This window comes from Rhodococcus sp. LB1 (assembly GCF_001583455.1).
Classification (GTDB): Bacteria; Actinomycetota; Actinomycetes; order Mycobacteriales; family Mycobacteriaceae; genus Rhodococcus_F; species Rhodococcus_F opacus.
Window position 1 is genome coordinate 73,170 of record NZ_LTCZ01000057.1, and the last position, 19,884, is coordinate 93,053.

Consider the following 19,884-nt stretch of genomic DNA (forward strand, 5'->3'; position numbering starts at 1 on the left):
TCCGAGTCGCCGGCGCTACGACGTGGCACGCCCGAGCGGCAACCCGTCCTCGAGGAACTCCAGTGCGCGCAGGGCAAGCGGCAGATCACCGGGAAGCAGATCGACCACACCGAGGATGACCCCGACGATCGCCCCGGCGAGCGCGCGGACCTCGAAGTCGTCGGCGGTGCGTCCGACCCTGCGCGCCATGACACCCGCGATCATGTCGATGTTGCGCACCATTTCCTGCATGATGGCACCGCGAAGTTCCGGGACCGAGTACAGCAGTTCCTGACGCTTCCGCTCGAAGTCCATGTCTGCCTCGGACAGGCCGGCGAACACGGACTCGGCCGCCTTCCGGAATGCGGTGATCAGCGGGACGTCCGGCGGTTGCGCTTCGATCGCCTCGATCATGACCGGATCGAGGTCGTCGGCGAGCACCAGTTGTTCCTTGGTGGGGAAGTATCGGAAGAACGTGCTCGGCGACACGTCCGCCGCCTCCGCGATCTGCTCGATCGTGGTTTCGGCGTAGCCCTGTTCACGGAACAACCGAAACGCCTCGGAACGGATGGTCAGCCGGGTGCGCGCCTTCTTCCGCTCCCGCAGGCCTGGTCGAGCGTCAATGGACATGTACCGATTCTGACTCATCCTGCTCCCGGGCCGGGGTATCGCGGGGCGTGAACCGCGCTGCGAGCACCATCGCGACGGCGCAGATGCCCGCGCACACCCACAGCATGAGCCCCATCCCGGACAGGAACGACGCCTGGACGTGCGCGAGCATCGACGGGTCGCCGGTCGTCTTGGCCACCGCGACCCCGGCGTTGACTCCGTCGCGAATCGGATCCACGTCCAGGTCCCCCAGTTCGGACCGGTAGCGGGTGGCGAGGACGGTGCCCAGCACCGCGACCCCGATCGTTCCGCCTGCCTGCCGCAGCGCCTGGATCAGCGCGGAGCCGGAACCGGACCGTTCGGCCGACAGTGCGCCCAGGGCCGCACCCATCGCCGCCGGCATCACGAAACCCATTCCCGCGCCGACGAGTGCGATCCACGCCGCCGTGAACCAGTACGCGGAATCGACGGAGGTCAGGGCGCCGGTCGCGAGTCCCGCGGTGAGGAGGGCGAACCCGATGACGATGACCGGCCGGGCGCCGGCCCGCCGAAGCAGTTGGTCGCAGAGCCGGGTGCCGACCAGCAGTCCGCCGATCAACGGCAGCAGACGGAGGCCGCTACCGAGCGCGTCGACCCCGAGCACCGCCTGGAAGTACTGCGGCACCGTGAAGAACAGCCCGAACATCCCGAAGTTGACCAGGGTGGTGAAGATCGTGCCCCAGCGGAACCCGGGGCTGGCGAACAGCGACGTGTCGATCAGCGGGTGACGCGACCGCCGTTCCCACATCGCGAACAGTCCGAGCACGACCACGCCCGCCGCGATCGTCGTCAATGCCAGTGTGTCACCCCAGCCGTCCTGGCCGGACCTGATGAAACCGTAAGTGAGGCTGAGCAATCCGAGCGAAGACAGTGCGGCGCCGAGATAGTCGGTGGGCGACTGCTCCTCGCTGCGCGATTCCGGTACCAGGGCCGCGACGGCGATCGCGCCGACGACGACGAGCGGCACGTTGATCAGGAACACAGACCCCCACCAGAAGTTTTCGAGCAACCACCCGCCGAGGATCGGTCCGAGGGGCAGGCCGATCGCGGTGGACGTCACCCAGATGGTCAGTGCCCGCGACCGTTCGCCGGCGTCGGGGAACAGGACGGGCAGCACCGCCATCGACAGCGGCATCATCACGGCGGCTCCCAGTCCCAGCAGTGTGCGTCCGGCGATCAGCTGACCCGACGTGCTCGCGTAACTGCAGAGCAGCGACGCGACGCCGAACAGGACGAGGGCGCCGAGCAGGAGTTTCTTGCGGCCGTACCGGTCGCCGAGCGCCCCGGCCGGCAGGAGCGCCGCGGCGAGCACGAGCGTGTACGCCGAGCTGAACCATTGCAGTTGCGAGTTGTCCGCGCCGAGGTCGACTGCCAGGGTCGGCAGTGCCACCGTCAGGACCGTGATGTCGAGACCGATGGTCAGCATGGCCACGGACAGGGCTCCGAGCGCCCACCAGCGGCGCGAGGCGACTTCGATGACCGTCGATTCACTCATGACAGCTCCACTCGAAAGGAAGTTACTATATTTTGATAGTAACTCTCACTTTGCGGCTGTCAAGGGACCGGTCAGCGCCGGCGGAGCTGTAGCGTGAAGCCCTCGGGCATGAGGGTGAGCCGCTCGGCGACCTTCAGTCGATAGCTCGGGTCGCCCACGATGTCGTATCGACGCAGAATCGTGCCGAGAACCAGGACCGCCTCGTGGAGGGCGAACTGTCGTCCGATGCAGGCGCGCTCGCCGGTCCCGAACGGCTTGTAGACGTGCGCGGGGCGGGACCGGATGCGCTCGGGGAGGAAATGGTCGGGGTCGAACGCCTCGGGATCGTCACCCCACACGGGGTCGCGGTGCAGTGCGGGGATGAGGACGAGAACCCAGTCGCCGACCTTCATCGGGTACTTGCCGACGAGGGTCGTGTCGACGGTCGCCTCCCTGCCGTACGCGGGGGCCGTCGGCCACAGCCGCAACGATTCGTCGAGCACCCGGCGCACGTAGCGGAGCTTCGCGATCTGCTCGAACGCGGGCTCTTCGTCGCCCCAGACCGCATCGACCTCCGCCTGCGCCTTCGCGAGGACGTCGGGATGCCGCGACAGGTAGTACAGGGCGAACGACAGTGCGCCGGAGGTGGTCTCGTGCCCCGCGACCAGGAACGTCACCACCTGGTGGCGGATGTTCAACTCGTCGATCCGATGGGGATCGTCCTCCCGCGCCGCCCGCAGCATGAGTTCGAGCAGGTCCTCGGGGCCGGCCTCGGCGCTGTCGCGACGGGCACGGATCACCTCGTCGACGACCTCGGCCATGTGTTCCAGATTGGCGACGTTGCGGCGATCCGACCGTCGCGCCAGCAGTCGTCCGAGCGCGGTGGACTTCACGAACGTGGTGCGCTGCGAATGGCTCAGCGCTCCGACCATCGCCTGCACGAACGGGTGCGGCCGCTCGCGGGTGAAGGAGTCGAACGAATAGCTGAAACCGGTGCGGCCGATGGTCTCGAGCGTCAGCTTCGTCATGTCGGAAGAGACGTCGACGGGGGTGCCGTCCACCCGCTCGTCCCAGCGCTCCGTCAATTCGCCGGCGACATCCAGCATCGTGCGGTGATACGACCGCATCGCGGATTTCGTGAATGCGGGGGCGAGGAGGTTGTGCGCCTTGCTCCAGTTCGGCTCGTGGTTGTAGGCGGTGAACAATCCGTCGCCACCGACCTCGCGCAGCGACGCGACGCCGGGCGCCAGGTGCTTCGCGAACCGTGATTCGTCGGAAAGTTCCGCGACCATGTCTGCACCGGAGGCGAACACGAACCGATTGCCGAGGACGTTGCGCTCGAAGATGGGCCCGAGCTTTCTGCCGATCTCCATCGAATTCTGCACGGGAGTGCGGATGCTGATCCCGAAGACGTCGCCGACGACGGGAAACCGCCATCGGGGATGCGGGATGGTCGCCTCCGCTGTGGTGTGCAGTGATTCGACGCTCATGTCGACCCCCGTGTCGATGTGGCCTGCGTTACTGAATTGATGTCTAGTACGCAAGGTACGCCTTACTGAACCGGTGTCAAGCAGTACGGTGACTGGCATGACCAGCGCCCGCCGACGACTCGCCCCGGAGCAGCGCCGGGCGCAGTTGCTCGACATCGGCGCGCGGCTGTTCGCGGACCGCCCCTACGAGGACGTGTGGATCGAGGAGGTCGCGGAACTCGCCGAGGTGTCGCGCGGATTGATGTACCACTACTTCCCGACGAAGCGGGATTTCTTCGCCGCGATCGTCGAACGCGAATCCGAACGACTGCTCGAGGTGACGGCCCCCGATTCCACGCTCCCCGTCGAGGAACAGGTCGCGGCCGGCCTCGACGCGTACTTCGAGCACGTCGCGAGCCACCGGCACGGAGTCCGGGCCATCAACCACGGCGCACTGTCGGCCGATGCCGACATCCGGGCCATCGTCGAGCGGGAACTCGACGCCCAGCAGCGCCGCATCGTCGACGCGCTCGATCCCCCCGACGGCGAACGGGAACTCGTCGGCGTCGCGGTGCGCGGGTGGATCGCCTTCGTGCGCGCCGTCTGCATGGACTGGCTCGATCACCCGTCGATCGCCGAGGGCGAGCTACGTGAACTCTGCCTGCGCTCGCTGCGGGGCATGCTGGGTGGGCGGCTCGACTGATCTCAGGGCTGGCACTTAAATAAATCAGTTGATATATTTAAGCCGAAATCCCTTCCGTGATCAAGGAGATCCCGCATGAGTGCACCCACCGTTACGTCGCGGGGCCGAACGAACCCGGCGAAGACCGAGGCGGAACTGCGTCGTGAACTCGCGGCGGTGTACCGCCTGCTCGCGCATTTCAAGATGACCGACCTCATCTTCACGCACGTCTCGGTCCGGATTCCCGGGCCCGAACATCATTTCCTCATCAACCCGTACGGCCTGCTCTTCGAGGAGATCACCGCCTCCAACCTGGTGAAGATCGGGCTCGACGGCGAACTCGTCGAACCGTCCGAATATCACGTCAACCCGGCGGGATTCGTGATCCACGGCGCGATTCACGAGGCCCGGCCGGACGCGCACTGCGTGCTGCACACTCACACGAAGGCCGGGTGCGCGGTGGCCGCGCAGGAGCACGGACTGCTGCCGCTGAACCAGATCTCGATGGAGTTCTACAACCGGGTCGGCTACCACGACTACGAGGGCATCGCGCTCAACACGGCCGAACGCGTGCGGTTGGTCGAGGACCTGCGCGACAACCCCGCAATGATCCTGCGCAATCACGGACTGCTCACCGTGGGCGAATCCGCCGCCGAGGCGTTTCTGCGAATGTTCTACCTGGAGAAGGCGTGTGACATCCAGATCGCCGCCCAGGCGTCGGGTGAACTGCGCGTTCCGTCGCCCGAGATCGCCGAGCACACCGCCCGGCAGTTCGCCGGCGAGGCCACGGACGACTACACCGACGATCAGGCGTACGAGATGGCGTGGGCGGCGCTGCTGCGGATGCTGGACCGCACCGCCCCCGATTACAAGGACTGACGGCGGCTCACGAGAACTGGCAGGGGTGATCACATCCCCGGTGCGGCAACGACTCCCACCGGGGATGCGCCCGTCAGGACCGCCGCGACGTTGCGCGCCGACTGCTGCGCCAGGGTGCGCGCGACCTCCGGTGAGTACCACGCGGCGTGCGGGGTGATCACGAGGTTCGGGATCTGCAGGATCGGATCGTCCTGTGCGGGTGGTTCGTTCGGCAGCACGTCAACGGCGGCCCCGGCGAGGTGTCCGCTGCGCAGCGCGGCTCCGAGTGCGTCGTGGTCGACGAGACCGCCGCGGGAGACGTTCACCAGATACGCGCCGCGCGTCATCGCGGACAGGGCGCGGTCGTCGATCAGACCCTGCGTCTCGGATGTGAGGGGAACGTGCAGGCTCAGGACGTCGGAGCGGCGCAGCAGTTCCTCGAACCCGACCACCTCGATACCCTCGGCCGCCAGTTCCCCGGCTCGGTCGCCCAGTCCGCGGCCGCTGACGAGGACGGTCATCCCCACCGCTCGGGCCCGCACCGCGACAGCCGCGGCGATCCGGCCGAAGCCGTAGAGGCCCAGCACGGTTCCCGCGATCCTCCGCGGCGGCGCTGCGGTCACGTCCCACCCGCCGGCATGCACGGAGCGGTCGAGGGTGTGAGTGGATCGGAGCAGTCCGAGGGTGAGCGCGAGTGCGTGATCCGCGACCTCCTCGGTGCAGTAGTCCACTGCCCGCGTGACCCAGAGGCCGCGTTCGTGGGCCGCCGACACCGGCAGGTGGTCGTACCCGGCGGACGTGGCCGACAACAGTCGCAGGTCCGGGAGATCCGACAGGTGACGGGGCTCGAGTCCGGTGGTCTCCGGACCCACGAGCAGGGCGATGACGCCCGGCCCGGACGGGAACTCGGACTGGTGCACGACATCCGCGGAAATGCCTGCGGCGGCAAGCGAATCGGACAGTGCTTCGGCAGGAATGAAGTCGTCGAGGACGACGACGCGATCGGTCATCTGCCTACTGCCCCCGCTTCTTCGGTGGTCCGTCGCACGGCGGCGTCGACGCAGCGGGCTGCCGCGTCCTCCGCGCTGATCGCCTCCATGACAACGGGATCCAGGATGGCCTGCAATGCGAGACCGTCGGTCAGTGCCACCAGCGCGACGGTGACGGCGTCCGCGTCGAGGTCGGCGGAGACGGTGCCCTCCCGCTGTGCGGCGACGACCGACTCGCGCACGACGCCCCGCCAGCGGGCGAGGAAGGCCGCGATCTCACCGCGCGCGGTTTCCTCGGCCGCGCCCTCCGCGTAGAAGAACAGGAACACGCGGGTCATCGCCAGTCGGCGTTCGTCGAGCGGCAGGATGCTGGCGGTGATGTTCCGCAGCTTCTCGATCGGGCCGGCGCCCTCCTCGTCGAGAATCGTGCGGTACCGGTCGCCCTGGATGTCGCCGGCCCGGCGAAGCGCTGCGAGGAGCAGTTCGTGCCGGGATCCGAAGTAGTGGTTCAACACTCCGGTCGACCACCCGCTCTCCTCCGCCACCGCTCGAGTGGTGACGGCGGAGATCCCCTCCCGGGCGATCAACGCGAGAACGGCGTCGGCGAGCGCCAGTCTCCGCTCGTCGTGGTCGACGATCTTCGGCACGATCTTTCCTCCCGCTAGTGCGCACTCACCCGCGTGCGCCGGTGTCACTCAGGCTATCGGTGCCGGGACCGGAACCGGATCTTCCTCGTCCTTTCCCGACACTCGCGCGTTCCACACGGACATCACGTTCGCCGGGGTGGGTTCGGTGAACAGGCTGGTGGCCACGAACACCACCAGCGCGCTGACGAGTCCGACGTACACGGGCTCGTTCGCCATGACGTCGCCGACGACGAACATCGTCGCGATGGTCCCCACGGTGCCCACCGCCATGGCCGCCATGGCGGCCGTACCCGTGGCGCGCTTCCAGACCAGTCCACCGAGGATGGGGACGAGGAGCCCGCCGACCAGGATGTCGTAGGCGATCGTGAGCGCGGAGACGATGTCGTTGATGAGCGCGGCGATCACGATGCTGACGAGGCCGATCACGATCACGTAGAGGCGGTTGCCGCGCACGTCGGCTTCCGGATCGGACGTGTCCAGTTCGGGGCGTGTGCGTCCGAAGATCTGGGCGACCAGCGGAAGGACGTCCTGCCGGGCGACGGTGGCGGTGGCGATCAGCGCGCCGGACGCGGTCGACATCATCGCGGCCACCGCGGCGGCGAGGACGATGCCGCTGAGACCGACGGGCAGGACGTGGACGGCGACGTCGGCGTACACGTCGTCGGACGATCCGATGTCGGGCATGAGGGCCGACGCGGCCAGACCGATCAGTGCGCCCGCGACGCCGTACAGCAGGCAGTAGACGCCGGCGGTGACGCCGCCCCACCGTGCGACCTCCGGCGACTTCGCGGTGAACACGCGCTGCCAGATGTCCTGTCCGATGAGGATGCCGAGCGTGTAGACGACGAAGAACGTGACGATGGTGCCGGTGCCGATGGTGCCGAGCCCGAGAGCCTGTTCGCCGACGCGCTCCTTGATGCCGGCGTACCCGCCCGCTTTGCTCCACGTGAACGGGAGAAGCAGGACGAAGACGCCGATGGTCTTGATGACGAATTGGACGACGTCGGTGAGCGTGATCGACCACATGCCGCCCATCGCCGAGTAGGCCACGACGATGAGGCCGCCGAGGATCACCGACAGGGTCCGGTCGAAGCCGAACAGCACGTTGAAGATGGTGGCGTAGGCGATCGTGGAGGTGACGGTGAGCATGAGTGTGTACGCCATCATCACGAGACCGGACGCGCCGGTGGCGTCGATGCCGTACCGGAGTTTGAGCATCCCGGAGACGGTGTAGACCTTGAGACGCTGGATCCGCGCGGCGAAGAGCAGGCTGAGCAGGAGTACGCCGGCGGCGATCGACACGACCAGCCACATTCCGGAGATGCCGTACTTGTAGCCGAGGCCGACGCCGCCGACGGTGGAGGCGCCGCCGATGACGACCGCCGCCATCGTGCTGGTGTAGAGGAATCCGCCGAGGCGGCGGCCGGCGACGAGGTATTCGCTGGAGTTGCTCGCCCGGCGTTTGCCCCACCAGCCGAACGCGAGCATTGCGCCCAGGTAGATCAGGATGATGGTGATGTCCATGGTGCGTCCTTCACGTGTCCTAGCGGATCGGTGATGACGGGCGGTGGTCCCGTCGGTGCCGGTCTCGTCAGACCGTTGCCCTAGACGGTAGGAGAACATTGACGTGAAATAAATCACTTGATACAAATAATCACTTCAGAAAATCGTGAAGTAACGGTGCGAGCCAGCTCACACCCTGTTTTCGACCCGCCGGAGGAGTGCGATGCGCAGCTCGCTGCCCGACCTGAAGCTCCTCCAGATCTTCGCGGCCGTCGTCCGCCACCAGGGGTTCGCGCCGGCGCAGCAGGAACTCGGACTGTCCGCCTCCGCGATCAGCACCTACATGAGCCAGCTCGAGCGCCACCTCGGCATCGTGCTGTGCCACCGCGGCCGGGGCGGATTCGGCCTCACCAGCAAGGGCGAGCTCTACCACAAGGAATGCCTGCGCATCCTCGGCGAACTCGAGGGCTTCGAACGCTACGGCGCCGCGCTGCAGGGGGAGCTCAGGGGAACCCTCACCATCGGGGTTCTCGATTCCACCGTCACCGACGCCACCCTGCCGCTCGCCGACGTGATCGGCGTGTTCAGCAAGGACCACCCCGCCGTCTACCTCGACCTGAAGATCCAGACCCCGCACGAACTGCAGGTCGGCGTGCTCGACGACCGGATCGACGTCGCGGTCGGCGCGTTCGCCTCACCGATGAACGGCCTCGTCTCCCAGGCGCTGCACCGGGAGCAGCACTGGCTGTACTGCAGCGACAAGCATCCGCTGTTCGGCAGAAAACGGGTGCCGCCGGAGGTCATCACGCAACAGCGGATGGTGACCCGCGGTTACTGGTCCGAGCAGGAACTCGCCCGCCAGGGGTTCCCGCAACCCTCGGCGACGGTGGAGAACATGGAAGCGCAGCTCATCCTCGTGCTGTCCGGCGCGTACATCGGATACCTGCCCGAGCACTACGCGGAGTACTGGGTGGACCGGAACCGGCTGCGACCGATCCTGCCGGCGTCGTTCGGTTATCAGGCGCCGTTCTCGCTGATCTACCGGCGCGGCCGGGCCCGCGAGCCGATGGTCCTCACGTTCCGCGAGTTCGTCCGGACCAGCATGGGCAGCTGATCGGTGTTCACGGGGCCGGGGAGCCCAGTTCGGTCGACAGGGCACGGCAACGCTCGACGAGAACCAGGCCGTGCTGCGCGCAGAGTGCGTCGTCGAGGCGGAACGTCGGCCCGACGACGCTGAGCGCGCCCACGATCCGCCCCACCGCGTCGTAGATCGGGGCCGCCACACCGGTCGAGTGGTCCTCGATGGTGTCGTGGGCGATCGCATACCCCTCGCTGTGCAGGTCGCCCCGCAGTGCGGCGCCGACGGCCGTGCCCTCGAGCGGCACCGTCTGCCCCACCCATCCCATGTGCCGGATCGCGTGGGTGCCCTCGATCTGCGCGAGATACAGGGCAGTGCCCTTCGGGCCGTGGGTCGACAGGTACGTGGATTCGCGGGTTTCCTCCGCGATCGCGACCATCGCGGGCCGCGCCCGGGACAGCAGCTGGTTGTCGCTGATCGCGCGGGCGCCGATCTGGAGAAGTCGCGGCCCGGCCCGGTAGACGTTGTCGTCGCCGCGGACCAGGAACTCGCTCTGCTCCATGCTGCGGATCAGGCGCAGTGCGGTACTCGTGGCGAGACCGGCCGCTTTCGCGGCGTCGCCGAGCGTCAACCCGCCCTGCTCGGTGATCGCGCCGAGCAGTTCGAAGGTGCGGCTCGCGCTGCGGGTCACATCTCCGGGGGCCATGGGTCGTCTCCTGACGGTCGCGGGTGTCGGCGTGAATCTACCGCGACGCGATCTCGGACAGCAGGGGCTGCCGGTGTTCGTCGAGCAGTGGGCTGCGGCGGACCCCGGGGCGCGCGCTGTCGCCGAACACGACCGGCTGCCGGACGTAGTCGATCGTTCCCGCGACCGGATGATCGAACGACTCCACGAGTCCGCGGTGCCGGCTCTGCTCGGACGACAACGCCTGTTCGACGTTCCAGATCTCGGAGCTCGCCAGTCCGGCCGCGCCGAGGAGCGCGACCACCTCGGCGACCGTCTTGTCCTTCGCCCAGGTCTCGATCTCCGCGCGAAGGGCGGGTTCGTGATCGGTGCGGGACGTGTCGTCGGCGAAACGGTTGTCGCCGAGAAGGTCTGCACGATCCATGGTGTGCGCCAGCTTCTCGAATCCGGATCGGCTGGCGACGGCGAGGACGAACAGGCCGTCCGACGCCCGGTACGTGTCGAACGGGGTGGAGACGGGATGGCGATTACCTACTCCCACCGGCGCGACCCCCGATGCCTGCAACTGGCTGTGCGCTGTGGGGAGCATGGCCAGCATGCTGTCGAACATGGCGACGTCGAGATGTTGCCCCACACCCGATTCCCGGGTGCCGACGAGGGCGGAGCTGATGCCCCATGCCGCGAACAGTCCCGCGACGAGGTCACCGAACGATTCGCCGAGCCGGGTCGGCCCGGATTCGGGGGAACCGGTGATGCTCATGATTCCCGACATCGCCTGCACGACGAGGTCGTAGGCGGCCGAACCCGCGAGCGGCCCGTCCTGCCCGAAACCGGAGATGGACGTGTAGACGAGCCGGGGGTTGCGGGCGTGGACGGTGTCGTAGTCGATGCCGAGACGGGCGGTCACCCCGGGCCGGAAGTTCTCGACGAGAACGTCCGCCGTATCGAGGAGGTCGAACAGCACCTTCCGATCCGCGTCGTCCTTGAGATTCAGTGCCAGCGAGCGTTTTCCGCGGTTCAGTACGTTGAAATAGATGCTCTCGCCATCGCGGAACGGGCCCAGGTGCCGCGAGTCCTCGCCGGCGGCGGGTTCGATCTTGACGACGTCGGCGCCGGCGTCCGCGAGCAGCGCCGTGCAGTACGGTCCGGCCAGGACGCGGGAGAGATCGACGACGCGGATGCCGTCGAGGGGAGGCAGTGTAGGCATGACGGGCCCTTCTCAGGATTCGGTAGAGCGCGGGGACGGTGCGTTGGAGGCGATGGTGAGCAGCTGGATCTGCGAGGTGCCCTCGAAGATCCGGAGGATCCGGCAGTCGCGGTAGAGGCGTTCGATCTCGGATTCGCGCATGAATCCGGCACCGCCGTGAATCTGCACGGTCTGGTCGACGATCGAGAAGCAGGCCTCCGTGGCCACGTACTTCGACACGGATGCGGCGCGGCGCAGGTCGGCCCCGGCATCCTTCACGTCCGCCGCCCAGTCCGCGGTGACGCGGGAGGCGACGAGCTGCGCGTCGCACGCACCCAGTAGCAGCTGAATCGCCTGGAATTCGGCGATGGGGTGACCGAACTGCTTGCGCTCCGCTGCGTAGGAGCGGCCCAGTTCCCACGCGCGCAGGGCGATTCCGTTGGCCATCGCGGCCACGTCGATGCGGGCGCGGTTGAGGGCGGTGAGCGCGATGTTGCCGCCGCGGCCCTCCGTTCCCACCACGGCGTCGTGGGGAAGCACCACGTCGTCGAGGTAGACGGTGTAGGTGGGGGCGGACCGGATGCCCAGCTTGTCCTGGGGCTCCGAGTAACTCACGCCGGGCGTGCCCTGGGGGAGGACGAACGCGGTGATGCCGCGGAAGCCTGCGGACGGATCGGTCTTGGCGAAGAGGACGACCAGATCGGCCTCCTTGGCGTTGGAGATGTACGTCTTCGAACCGGACAGGTGCCACCCGTCGTCCTCGCGCCGCGCCGTCGTCCGCATCGAGGCGATGTCGGAGCCGGCGTCCGGTTCGGTGAGGGCGAACCCGGCGAGCAGTTCGCCGGACGCGAGCCGGGGCAGCCACCGGCGCTTCTGCTCCTCGGTTCCGCCGACGAGGATCGGCTCGAGCCCCAGGTAGTGCGCGGTGTAGATCGAGGCGAGGGCGGCGTCGGTGCGGGCCACCTCCTCGATCGCGATCAGCTGTGTCTTGGTGGACAGGCCCAGCCCGCCGAACTCTTCGGGCACCGAGATCCCCATGAGGTCCTGCTCGCCCAGTCGCTTCACCAGCTCCGCCGGGAACTCGCGCGTCTCGTCACGGAACGCCGCGCCGGGATGGATCTCGCGGTTGGCGAACGCGCGCACCGTGGTGCGGAACTCGGCGGCATCGAGCAGCTGATCGGTCACGGGAACTCCTGTCGGAAAGGTCAGATTGCCATCTAGTGAAATAGCAATGCCACTTGGTGGCATATCGACTATGAAGGAGATCGCCGAATTTGTCCAGGGGCGGCCCGGTGTCCACAGCGAAGGAGCGGGTACTCGACTACGGACGGGCACTCCACATCCCGTCGGGCACGGCAGAGGGAGGCATGATGCGCGTGATCGCAGGAGGACTCGTCGCCGCGGGCATCGCTGTCAGCGGCGCACTTGCCGGCGTGGGCACGGCCGGCGGCGAACCCATCCCGTCCGGCACCTATCAGGGAACGACCACGGTGCCGGCGGGGGAGCTGATCTGGAAGGGGAAAACCTTCCAGGAGGGCACGGTCGTCAACAACTTCACGTTCGGCCTGACCGGACTCGCGGGCACGACCTCGCAGGACGGGAACGGAAACACCGTCATCGATTACAGCCCATCGGGACTGGGGTTCCTGACCGACAGGATTTCCCCCAACGCAGACGGGACCTACACCGGGGCCGTGTACGTGGGCGGCAACCAGGTGGGAAGCTTCGGCCTCGCGAGATAGCTGTCCCGGGGCCCACTACGACGACGAGGCCGCACCGCTCGGGTGCGACCTCGTCGTCACAGTGTCATCGGGGCGTCGGTCAGACGGCCCGGACATTCTGGGCCTGCGGGCCCTTCTGGCCCTGTCCGACCTCGAACTCCACCCGCTGGTTCTCCTCCAGCGACTTGTAGCCGCTGCCCGAGATCTCGGAGTAATGAACGAACACGTCCGCGCTGCCGTCGTCCGGCGCAATGAACCCGAAGCCCTTCTCACTGTTGAACCACTTCACAACACCCTGCGCCATACCGTTCACTCCCTGCAGTTGCCGCCCGGGACCTCACATCGAGATCCCGTTCGCGTGGATATCATCCTCGCATCCTGGCGCGCGTGCTTCCAGTGCAACGCCCACGATTCCTGCGGATATCGGTCGTCGGGCCCGGTCTGTGGAGGAAATTTCCCCCACGACCGATGATTCTGCCCGTCGACGGCGGTCCTACGTTCGACCCGACATCACAGCCCGAGGAGACCCGATGAACCCGATATCGACCGCCACCGCCAACACAGGAACCCTGCAGGTCCCCGGTGCGAGCCTGTACTACGAGGTTCGCGGCGCAGGCCCCCTCGTGGTGCTCGTGGGCGCCCCGATGGACGCAGATTCCTTCGCAGCGGCGGCCGATCTGCTCGCCTCCGACTACACGGTGGTCACCACGGATCCCCGGGGCATCCACCGCAGCCCGGTCGACGACCGCGAGCGGGATTCGACCCCCGAGATGCGCGCCGACGACCTCGCCCGCATCCTGACGCACCTCGACGCCGGACCGGCCGCCGTCTTCGGCTCCAGCGGCGGCGCCGTCAGCGCGCTCGCACTCGTGCAGGCGCATCCCGAACTCGTGCACACCGTGGTCGCGCACGAACCGCCGCTGGACGAGTTGCTCGACGACCGTGAGGAACTGCGGGTGAAGACCGACGACATCATCGACGCGCACCTCTCCGGCGACGTCGTAGGGGCGTGGAGGAAGTTTCTCGCCCTGGCGAACATTCACCTGCCCGAAGAGGTGTTTCAGCAGATGTTCGCGGGCGAGCGTGATGCGCAGACGGAGGCGGACGAGTACTTCCAGCATGCGCACATGCTGCGCCCGACCACCCGCTGGTGCCCGGACGTCGCCGGCCTGCGCTCGGTGACGACCCGTGTGCTGGTCGGCCTCGGTGAGGAATCGGACGGCCAGCTCTGCGACCGCACCTCACGGGCGCTCGCCGCGGAACTCGGCATCGAACCCACCCTGTTCCCCGGCGGACACATCGGTTTCGCCGAGGATCCGGCCTCGTTCGCCCCTCGTCTGCGCGCCGTGCTGCGGGAGGGCTGAGCGGACGGTCGTGGGCGACCTCAGCGGACGATGGGAACCCGCTTCGTGACGATCCGATGGATCAACCGGGCCGCGGTGCGGGCGGTGCGGTTGTCGATGTCGAACGACGGATTGAGCTCGGCCACATCGCACACGGCGAGCTTGCCACTGGCGGCGACGGCGTCGCACACGAATTGGATCGTCTCCGCAGGCACACCGTACGCGGCGGGAGCGCTCACTCCCGGCGCGACGGCGGCGGGAAGGACGTCGAGGTCGATGGTGAGGTAGACGAGATCGACGTCCGACAGGAACTCGCTGACGAACACGGCCACCCGGTGCCGGTCGGAGACCGAGCAGTCGTCGTCCAGGAGATACCGGACGTCGTATCCGCGTGCGGTGTCGAACAGCGCGGTGGTGTTGCTCGGCTGGCTGATGCCGAGCACCGAATACTGCAGGGCGGTGCCCGCCGCATGCTCCTGTTCGAGGATCTGCCGGAACGGTGTGCCCGAACTGGGGACCGGATCGGACCGCATGTCGAAGTGGGCGTCCAGGTTCAGGATCCCGATCCGCCGCTTGGGCGTGCGGACGGCTGCCTGCGCCAGACCGAGGTACGTCCCGTAGGCCACCTCGTGGCCGCCGCCGAGGACCACCGGGAACTGGCCGGCGTCGAGGGTCGCGGCTACCACCGAGCCGAGAGCCATCTGCCCGGCTTCGAGGCGGTTGTCGGTGACCGCGACGGTGCCGGCGTCATACGCGCGGAGAGGCTCGGCGAGCGCCATCGACGACAGCGCGGCCCGCAGCGCGTCCGGGCCGCGGGCAGCCCCGCGGCGTCCCTTGTTCCGCTCCACGCCCTCGTCGCTCGAGAAGCCGACGAACACACAGGCGCCGGGTTCGGAGTCGTCGTGAAGTGGCGTGACCGCCTGGTGCCAGCGGAGGTGGTGACTCGACGTGCCGTCCACCCTGCCGATCCAGGGGGGTGGGGGAATCAGCAGGTTCTCCATCATCGCAGGGCCCTCGCTTTCTCGTGACCGGTGTGCGCGGACCAGGCGAGTTCGCCGCCCCGCCACACATCGCGGACCAGGGGGACGCCGGGCCGGTAGGCCAAGTGTAGGTACGACGGTGCGTCGAGGGCGAGGGCGTCGGCCCGCGCTCCGGGACGCAGGACCCCGACGTCGGCACGTTGCAGTGCCCGGGCACCGCCCGCGGTCGCGGCCCAGATGGCCTCGTCCGGGGTCATGTGCATGTCCCGCACCGCGATCGCGATGCAGAACGGCAGGCTGGTGGTGTAGCTGGTGCCGGGGTTGCAATCCGCGCCGAGCGCCACCGTGACACCCGCGTCGAGCAGGGCCCGGGCGTCCGGGTACTTGTTCCGGGTCGAGAAATCCGCGCCGGGCAGCAGGGTGGCCACCGTCGAACTCTGTGCCAGCGCATCGATGTCGGCCTGCGTGGTGTAGCAGACGTGGTCGACGGACGCGGCCCCCAGCTCGACGGCGAGCTGGACTCCGGGGCCCTCGCGGAGCTGGTTGCCGTGGACGCGGGGGATGAGCCCCTTCGCCATTCCGGCGGTGAGAACGGCGTGTGCCTGATCGCGGTCGAACGCGCCGGTCTCGCAGAACACGTCGATCCATTTCGCCTGCGGTGCACAGGCATCGATCATCTCCGAGCACACCATGGCGACGTAGTCGTCGGCGCGCCCCGCGTATTCCGGCGGCGGAACGTGAGCGGCGAGCAGCGTCACCTCGTCGGTGAGGGACGCCGCGATCCTCGTGCTGCGCAGTTCGTGCGCGACCGTCTGCCCGTACCCGGTCTTGCACTCCACGGTGGTGCTGCCCGACCGCAGGGACTCGTCCAGCAGCCGCCGCGTGTTCGCCTCGAGCTGTTCGTCGGTCGCGTTCCGTGTCGCCTCGATCGTGTTGCGGATGCCACCCGCCGCGTACGGCTGTCCCGCCATGCGCGCCGCGAATTCCTCCGCGCGTTCCCCGCCGAACACGAGGTGCGAGTGGCTCTCCACGAAGCCCGGTAACACCGCCCGGCCGTCGAGATCGTGCCCGACGTCGCCGGCCGGCGCCGAGTCGGCGCGGCCGACCCAGGCCACCACGCCGCCGTCGAAGACGACGGCGGCGTCGCGGATCAGCCCGAGCGGACCTTCCCCCACTGTCGGGTCGTTGGTCACCAGGGTGCCGATGCCGGTCAGCACTGTGGAGCGGGAGGTGTTCGCTGTCACTGCTGTTCCTTCCAGTGGTTCGAAAATACGGTCGCTCGGGCCTGCGGTCATCCCTCGGACATCGGCACGCGCACGCCGCGCTCCTTGGCGACGTCGATCGCGTGGTCGTATCCGGCGTCGACGTGCCGGATGACGCCCATGCCGGGATCATTGGTCAGGACCCGCTCCAGCTTCTCTGCGGCCAGGTCGGTGCCGTCCGCGATGCACACCTGACCGGCGTGGATGGACCGTCCCATGCCGACGCCGCCGCCCTGGTGGATGGACACCCACGACGCGCCCGACGCCGTGTTGACGAGTGCGTTGAGCAGCGGCCAGTCGGCGATCGCGTCGGAGCCGTCGAGCATCGACTCGGTCTCGCGGTACGGGGACGCGACGGATCCGGAGTCGAGGTGGTCGCGGCCGATGGCGACGGGCGCGGACAGCTCGCCGGACGCCACCATCTCGTTGAACTTCAGGCCTGCCTTGTGCCGTTCGCCGTAGCCGAGCCAGCAGATCCGGGCCGGCAGACCCTCGAACGCCACCTTCTCGCCCGCCATCGTGATCCAGCGCTTGAGGTGCTCGTTCTCGGGGAACAGTTCGAGGATCGCCTTGTCGGTGGCGGCGATGTCCTTCGGGTCACCCGACAGCGCGGCCCAGCGGAACGGGCCGAGGCCCTCCTCGAACAGCGGGCGGATGTAGGCGGGCACGAATCCGGGGAAGTCGAACGCGCGGTAGTAGCCGGCCTTGCGGGCCTCGTCGCGGATGGAGTTGCCGTAGTCGAACACCTCGGCGCCCTTGTCGAGGAAGCTGACCATCGCGGCGACATGCCGTGCCATCGACGCGCGGGAGTCCTCGGTGAACTTCACCGGGTCCTTGTCGGCCATCGCCTTCATGTCGGCGAAATCGACCCCGAGCGGCAGGTACGACAGCGGGTCGTGGGCCGACGTCTGGTCGGTGACGATGTCGATGGGGGCGTTCATGGCGAGCAGTTCGGGGAAGATCTCCGCGGCGTTGCCTTCGAGGCCGATCGACAGCGGGCGCTTCGCGTCGCGGGCCTCGATCGCGAGACGCAGGGCGTCGTGGATGTCGGTGGCCTTGGTGTCGAGGTACTTGTGCGCGATCCGGCGGTCGATGCGGGTGACGTCGCAGTCGACGCAGATCGCGACGCCGTCGTTCATCGTCACGGCGAGGGGCTGGGCGCCGCCCATGCCGCCGAGTCCCGCCGTCAGCGTGATGGTGCCTGCGAGCGAACCGCCGAAGCGCTTCCGGCCCACGGCGCCGAACGTCTCGTACGTGCCCTGCAGGATGCCCTGCGTGCCGATGTAGATCCACGACCCGGCCGTCATCTGCCCGTACATGATCAGTCCGAGGGCGTCGAGCTTGCGGAACTCCTCCCAGTTGGCCCAGTCGCCCACCAGGTTCGAGTTCGCGAGGAGGACGCGGGGCGCCCACTCGCTGGTGCGGAAGACACCGACCGGCTTGCCGGACTGCACCAGCATCGTCTCGTCCGACTTCAGGGTCTTCAACGTCCGGACCATCGCGTCGAACGCCTCCCAGCTGCGCGCGGCCTTGCCGGTGCCGCCGTAGACGACGAGGGAGTCGGGATGCTCGGCGACCTCGGGGTCGAGGTTGTTCATCAGCATGCGCAGGGCGCCTTCTTGCTGCCAGCCGAGTGTCGTCAGTTCGGTGCCGCGGGGCGCCGACACGTGGCGGGGTCCGGAAACCGGAGGCGTCGTGGTGGTCATGTCGTGTACTCCTTGATGGTCGAACGAGAAAGGTGGAAGAGTCTGGGGGTCTGCGTGATTCACAGTCGCGAATCCGCCATGGCGGTGTGTGCGGGGTAGATCATGGCCGCGGGTGGGTTGCTGTTGCGCCGCGCGAGCGGGTAGTAGATGGCGCCGGTGAAGACGATGCCGACGATCCACGAGATGTCCGCGCCGCCCAGCATGTCCGTGACCGGTCCCGTGTAGAGCTTCTGGGCGAGGAACGGGATCTGCGCGAGAACGCCGACGGTGTAACAGGTCATCGCCGTCTTGTTCCAGCGGCCGTAGCGGCCCGCCGGGTCGTACAGTGCCGGGATGTCCACGCGCTCCTTGGAGATGAGGTAGTAGTCGATCAGGTTGATGGCGCTCCAGGGAGTGAAGACCATCAGCAGCACGAGGACGAAGTTCTTGAAGTTGTTGAGGAAGTCGGCGCTGGCACCGATCGCGATCAGCATCGACACGGCGACGAACCCGATGATGTACAGGGTGCGGGCCCGCGACGAGATGCGGGATTGCCCGTTGAACGCCGTCACCGTGGTGAGGATCGACATGAATCCGCCGTAGGCGTTGAGGCAGTTGATCGTGAGCTTCCCGACCAGGATCACCAGGTAGATCATCAGGGCGATCACCGCCGGTCCGGCGAGGCCGCCGATCCACCCGACCTGGTCGCTGAGGAACGCGTCGCCGGCGACGGCGGCGACGAGTGCACCGAACGTCATCGACCACTGCGAGCCGATCACGCTGCCCGCGAACGTCGACCAGAAGGTCGTCCGCTCGCTCGTCGAGCGCGGCAGGTAGCGGGAGTAGTCCGCGACGTACGGTCCGAACGTGAGCTGCCAGCCGGCGCCGAGCGAGATCGCGAGGAGGAACGTGACGATGTCGAAGCCCTTGATCCCGACGAACGAGGCCACGTCGTACTCGGCGAACAACCGGATCGCGAGGTAGGTGAAGCCGAGGATGCCGACAACGGTCGCGATCTTGCCGACGACGTGGATCAGCTTGTACCCCGTCACCGCGACGAATGCGGTCATCGCGCCGAAGATCAGGATTCCGACGGTGGGGTTGTCGATGTGGAGGATCTCGTTCACGGCCTGACCTGCGAGGACGCTGCCGGTGGCGGCGAAACCGAGGTACATCAGGACGACGAGGACCAACGGGAGCACGGCACCCAGAACGCCGAACTGCGCTCGGCTCGAGATCATCTGCGGCAGTCCGAGGCGCGGTCCCTGAGCGGAGTGCAGCGCCATCACGGCGCCGCCGAAGAGATTGCCGATCAGCAGGCCCACGATGGCCCACAGCGCGTCGGCGCCGAAGACGACCGCGAGGGCGCCGTCGACGATCGCGGTGATCTGCATGTTGGCGCCGAACCAGAGCGTGAACTGGCTGCGCGGAGATCCGTGGCGCTCGTCGTCCGGGACGACGTCGATGGTGCGACGCTCGGGCGCGAGGCTGATCTCGGGAGGTCCCTCGTGTGTCATAGGCCTGTTTGTCTCTCTGTGACGAGTCCGGCGCTGCTGGGTCGGTCCCGGGTGCTCTGTCCCATGTCCTGAATCCAGTGTGCTCTGACTCACGTTTTTTATCGCCTTAGATGTATAGTCCTGTATAGACAACCCCCTGTCAAGCGTTCTCCACGGACCCAGCCGAGAGGCGTGCCGG

General features: G+C 67.7%; 19 protein-coding genes. 5 read left to right on the forward strand and 14 right to left on the reverse strand.

Annotation, left to right across the window (positions count from 1 at the left end; translation table 11 throughout):
• Positions 1-15: 15 nt before the first annotated feature.
• The 3 genes from AZG88_RS11055 to AZG88_RS11065 form a co-directional block, all read right to left on the reverse strand.
• Positions 16-609, reverse strand: a complete 594-nt coding sequence (locus AZG88_RS11055) for an acyl-CoA-like ligand-binding transcription factor (protein WP_061697699.1) — start codon at positions 607-609, stop codon at positions 16-18.
• Entirely contained in the window at positions 599-2,122 is a 1,524-nt protein-coding gene (locus tag AZG88_RS11060; RefSeq protein ID WP_061697700.1) for an MFS transporter, read from the reverse strand. Before AZG88_RS11060 ends, AZG88_RS11055 begins: the two co-directional genes overlap by 11 nt.
• Before the next feature lie 71 nt (positions 2,123-2,193).
• Positions 2,194-3,591, reverse strand: coding sequence for a cytochrome P450 (locus AZG88_RS11065; protein ID WP_061697701.1), 1,398 nt, complete (start codon positions 3,589-3,591; stop codon positions 2,194-2,196).
• Between the two features lie 97 nt (positions 3,592-3,688).
• Here AZG88_RS11065 and AZG88_RS11070 point away from each other — a divergent pair, with 97 nt between their 5' ends.
• The gene (locus AZG88_RS11070; protein WP_005258658.1) at positions 3,689-4,273 is read left to right on the forward strand and encodes a TetR/AcrR family transcriptional regulator; all 585 of its coding nucleotides are present in this window, start codon (positions 3,689-3,691) and stop codon (positions 4,271-4,273) included.
• A 75-nt stretch (positions 4,274-4,348) separates the two neighbouring features.
• Positions 4,349-5,131, forward strand: a complete 783-nt coding sequence (locus AZG88_RS11075; protein WP_061697702.1) for a class II aldolase/adducin family protein — start codon at positions 4,349-4,351, stop codon at positions 5,129-5,131.
• Positions 5,132-5,160: 29 nt separating this feature from the next.
• Here AZG88_RS11075 and AZG88_RS11080 read toward each other — a convergent pair whose 3' ends face one another.
• The 3 genes from AZG88_RS11080 to AZG88_RS11090 are packed head-to-tail and all read right to left on the reverse strand — an operon-like array spanning position 5,161 to position 8,270.
• Positions 5,161-6,120, reverse strand: a complete 960-nt coding sequence (locus AZG88_RS11080; RefSeq protein WP_005244620.1) for a C-terminal binding protein — start codon at positions 6,118-6,120, stop codon at positions 5,161-5,163.
• Positions 6,117-6,746, reverse strand: a complete 630-nt coding sequence (locus tag AZG88_RS11085) for a TetR/AcrR family transcriptional regulator (RefSeq protein WP_061697714.1) — start codon at positions 6,744-6,746, stop codon at positions 6,117-6,119. Before AZG88_RS11085 ends, AZG88_RS11080 begins: the two co-directional genes overlap by 4 nt.
• Positions 6,747-6,794: 48 nt before the next feature.
• Complete coding sequence (locus tag AZG88_RS11090) at positions 6,795-8,270, reverse strand: sodium:solute symporter (RefSeq protein WP_005244618.1); 1,476 nt, start codon at positions 8,268-8,270, stop codon at positions 6,795-6,797.
• Positions 8,271-8,472: 202 nt separating this feature from the next.
• Between AZG88_RS11090 and AZG88_RS11095 the strand changes: the two genes are divergently transcribed.
• The gene (locus AZG88_RS11095) at positions 8,473-9,363 is read left to right on the forward strand and encodes a LysR family transcriptional regulator (RefSeq protein ID WP_005244617.1); all 891 of its coding nucleotides are present in this window, start codon (positions 8,473-8,475) and stop codon (positions 9,361-9,363) included.
• 7 nt (positions 9,364-9,370) lie between these two features.
• On the opposite strand, the gene AZG88_RS11100 is transcribed toward AZG88_RS11095, so the two are convergent.
• The 3 genes from AZG88_RS11100 to AZG88_RS11110 are packed head-to-tail and all read right to left on the reverse strand — an operon-like array spanning position 9,371 to position 12,383.
• A complete protein-coding gene (locus AZG88_RS11100) occupies positions 9,371-10,033 on the reverse strand; it encodes an IclR family transcriptional regulator (RefSeq protein WP_005244616.1) in 663 nt (220 codons plus the stop codon).
• 37 nt (positions 10,034-10,070) lie between these two features.
• Positions 10,071-11,219 carry a CaiB/BaiF CoA transferase family protein gene (locus AZG88_RS11105; protein ID WP_061697703.1) on the reverse strand — a complete coding sequence of 383 codons (1,149 nt, stop codon included), beginning with the start codon at positions 11,217-11,219 and terminating at the stop codon, positions 10,071-10,073.
• 12 nt (positions 11,220-11,231) lie between these two features.
• Positions 11,232-12,383, reverse strand: a complete 1,152-nt coding sequence (locus AZG88_RS11110) for an acyl-CoA dehydrogenase family protein (RefSeq protein ID WP_061697704.1) — start codon at positions 12,381-12,383, stop codon at positions 11,232-11,234.
• Positions 12,384-12,490: 107 nt separating this feature from the next.
• On the opposite strand from AZG88_RS11110, the gene AZG88_RS11115 reads away from it, so the two are divergent.
• Positions 12,491-12,940: a hypothetical protein gene (locus tag AZG88_RS11115; protein WP_231913931.1), complete on the forward strand. Its 450-nt coding sequence runs from the start codon at positions 12,491-12,493 to the stop codon at positions 12,938-12,940.
• A gap of 79 nt (positions 12,941-13,019) precedes the next feature.
• On the opposite strand, the gene cspE is transcribed toward AZG88_RS11115, so the two are convergent.
• The gene (cspE, locus tag AZG88_RS11120; RefSeq protein WP_005244612.1) at positions 13,020-13,223 is read right to left on the reverse strand and encodes a transcription antiterminator/RNA stability regulator CspE; all 204 of its coding nucleotides are present in this window, start codon (positions 13,221-13,223) and stop codon (positions 13,020-13,022) included.
• Between the two features lie 226 nt (positions 13,224-13,449).
• Here cspE and AZG88_RS11125 point away from each other — a divergent pair, with 226 nt between their 5' ends.
• The gene (locus tag AZG88_RS11125) at positions 13,450-14,283 is read left to right on the forward strand and encodes an alpha/beta fold hydrolase (protein WP_005244611.1); all 834 of its coding nucleotides are present in this window, start codon (positions 13,450-13,452) and stop codon (positions 14,281-14,283) included.
• A 20-nt stretch (positions 14,284-14,303) separates the two neighbouring features.
• On the opposite strand, the gene hutG is transcribed toward AZG88_RS11125, so the two are convergent.
• From hutG to AZG88_RS11145, 4 genes are read right to left on the reverse strand one after another with little or no spacing between them, the layout of a single operon-like run.
• The gene (hutG, locus tag AZG88_RS11130; protein WP_061697705.1) at positions 14,304-15,266 is read right to left on the reverse strand and encodes a formimidoylglutamase; all 963 of its coding nucleotides are present in this window, start codon (positions 15,264-15,266) and stop codon (positions 14,304-14,306) included.
• Positions 15,263-16,486: an imidazolonepropionase gene (gene hutI / locus AZG88_RS11135; RefSeq protein ID WP_061697715.1), complete on the reverse strand. Its 1,224-nt coding sequence runs from the start codon at positions 16,484-16,486 to the stop codon at positions 15,263-15,265. The genes hutG and hutI overlap by 4 nt, the downstream gene beginning before the upstream one ends.
• Before the next feature lie 47 nt (positions 16,487-16,533).
• Positions 16,534-18,210, reverse strand: a complete 1,677-nt coding sequence (gene hutU / locus AZG88_RS11140; RefSeq protein ID WP_061697706.1) for a urocanate hydratase — start codon at positions 18,208-18,210, stop codon at positions 16,534-16,536.
• 59 nt (positions 18,211-18,269) lie between these two features.
• The gene (locus AZG88_RS11145) at positions 18,270-19,706 is read right to left on the reverse strand and encodes a purine-cytosine permease family protein (protein WP_005244607.1); all 1,437 of its coding nucleotides are present in this window, start codon (positions 19,704-19,706) and stop codon (positions 18,270-18,272) included.
• Positions 19,707-19,884: the final 178 nt, after the last annotated feature.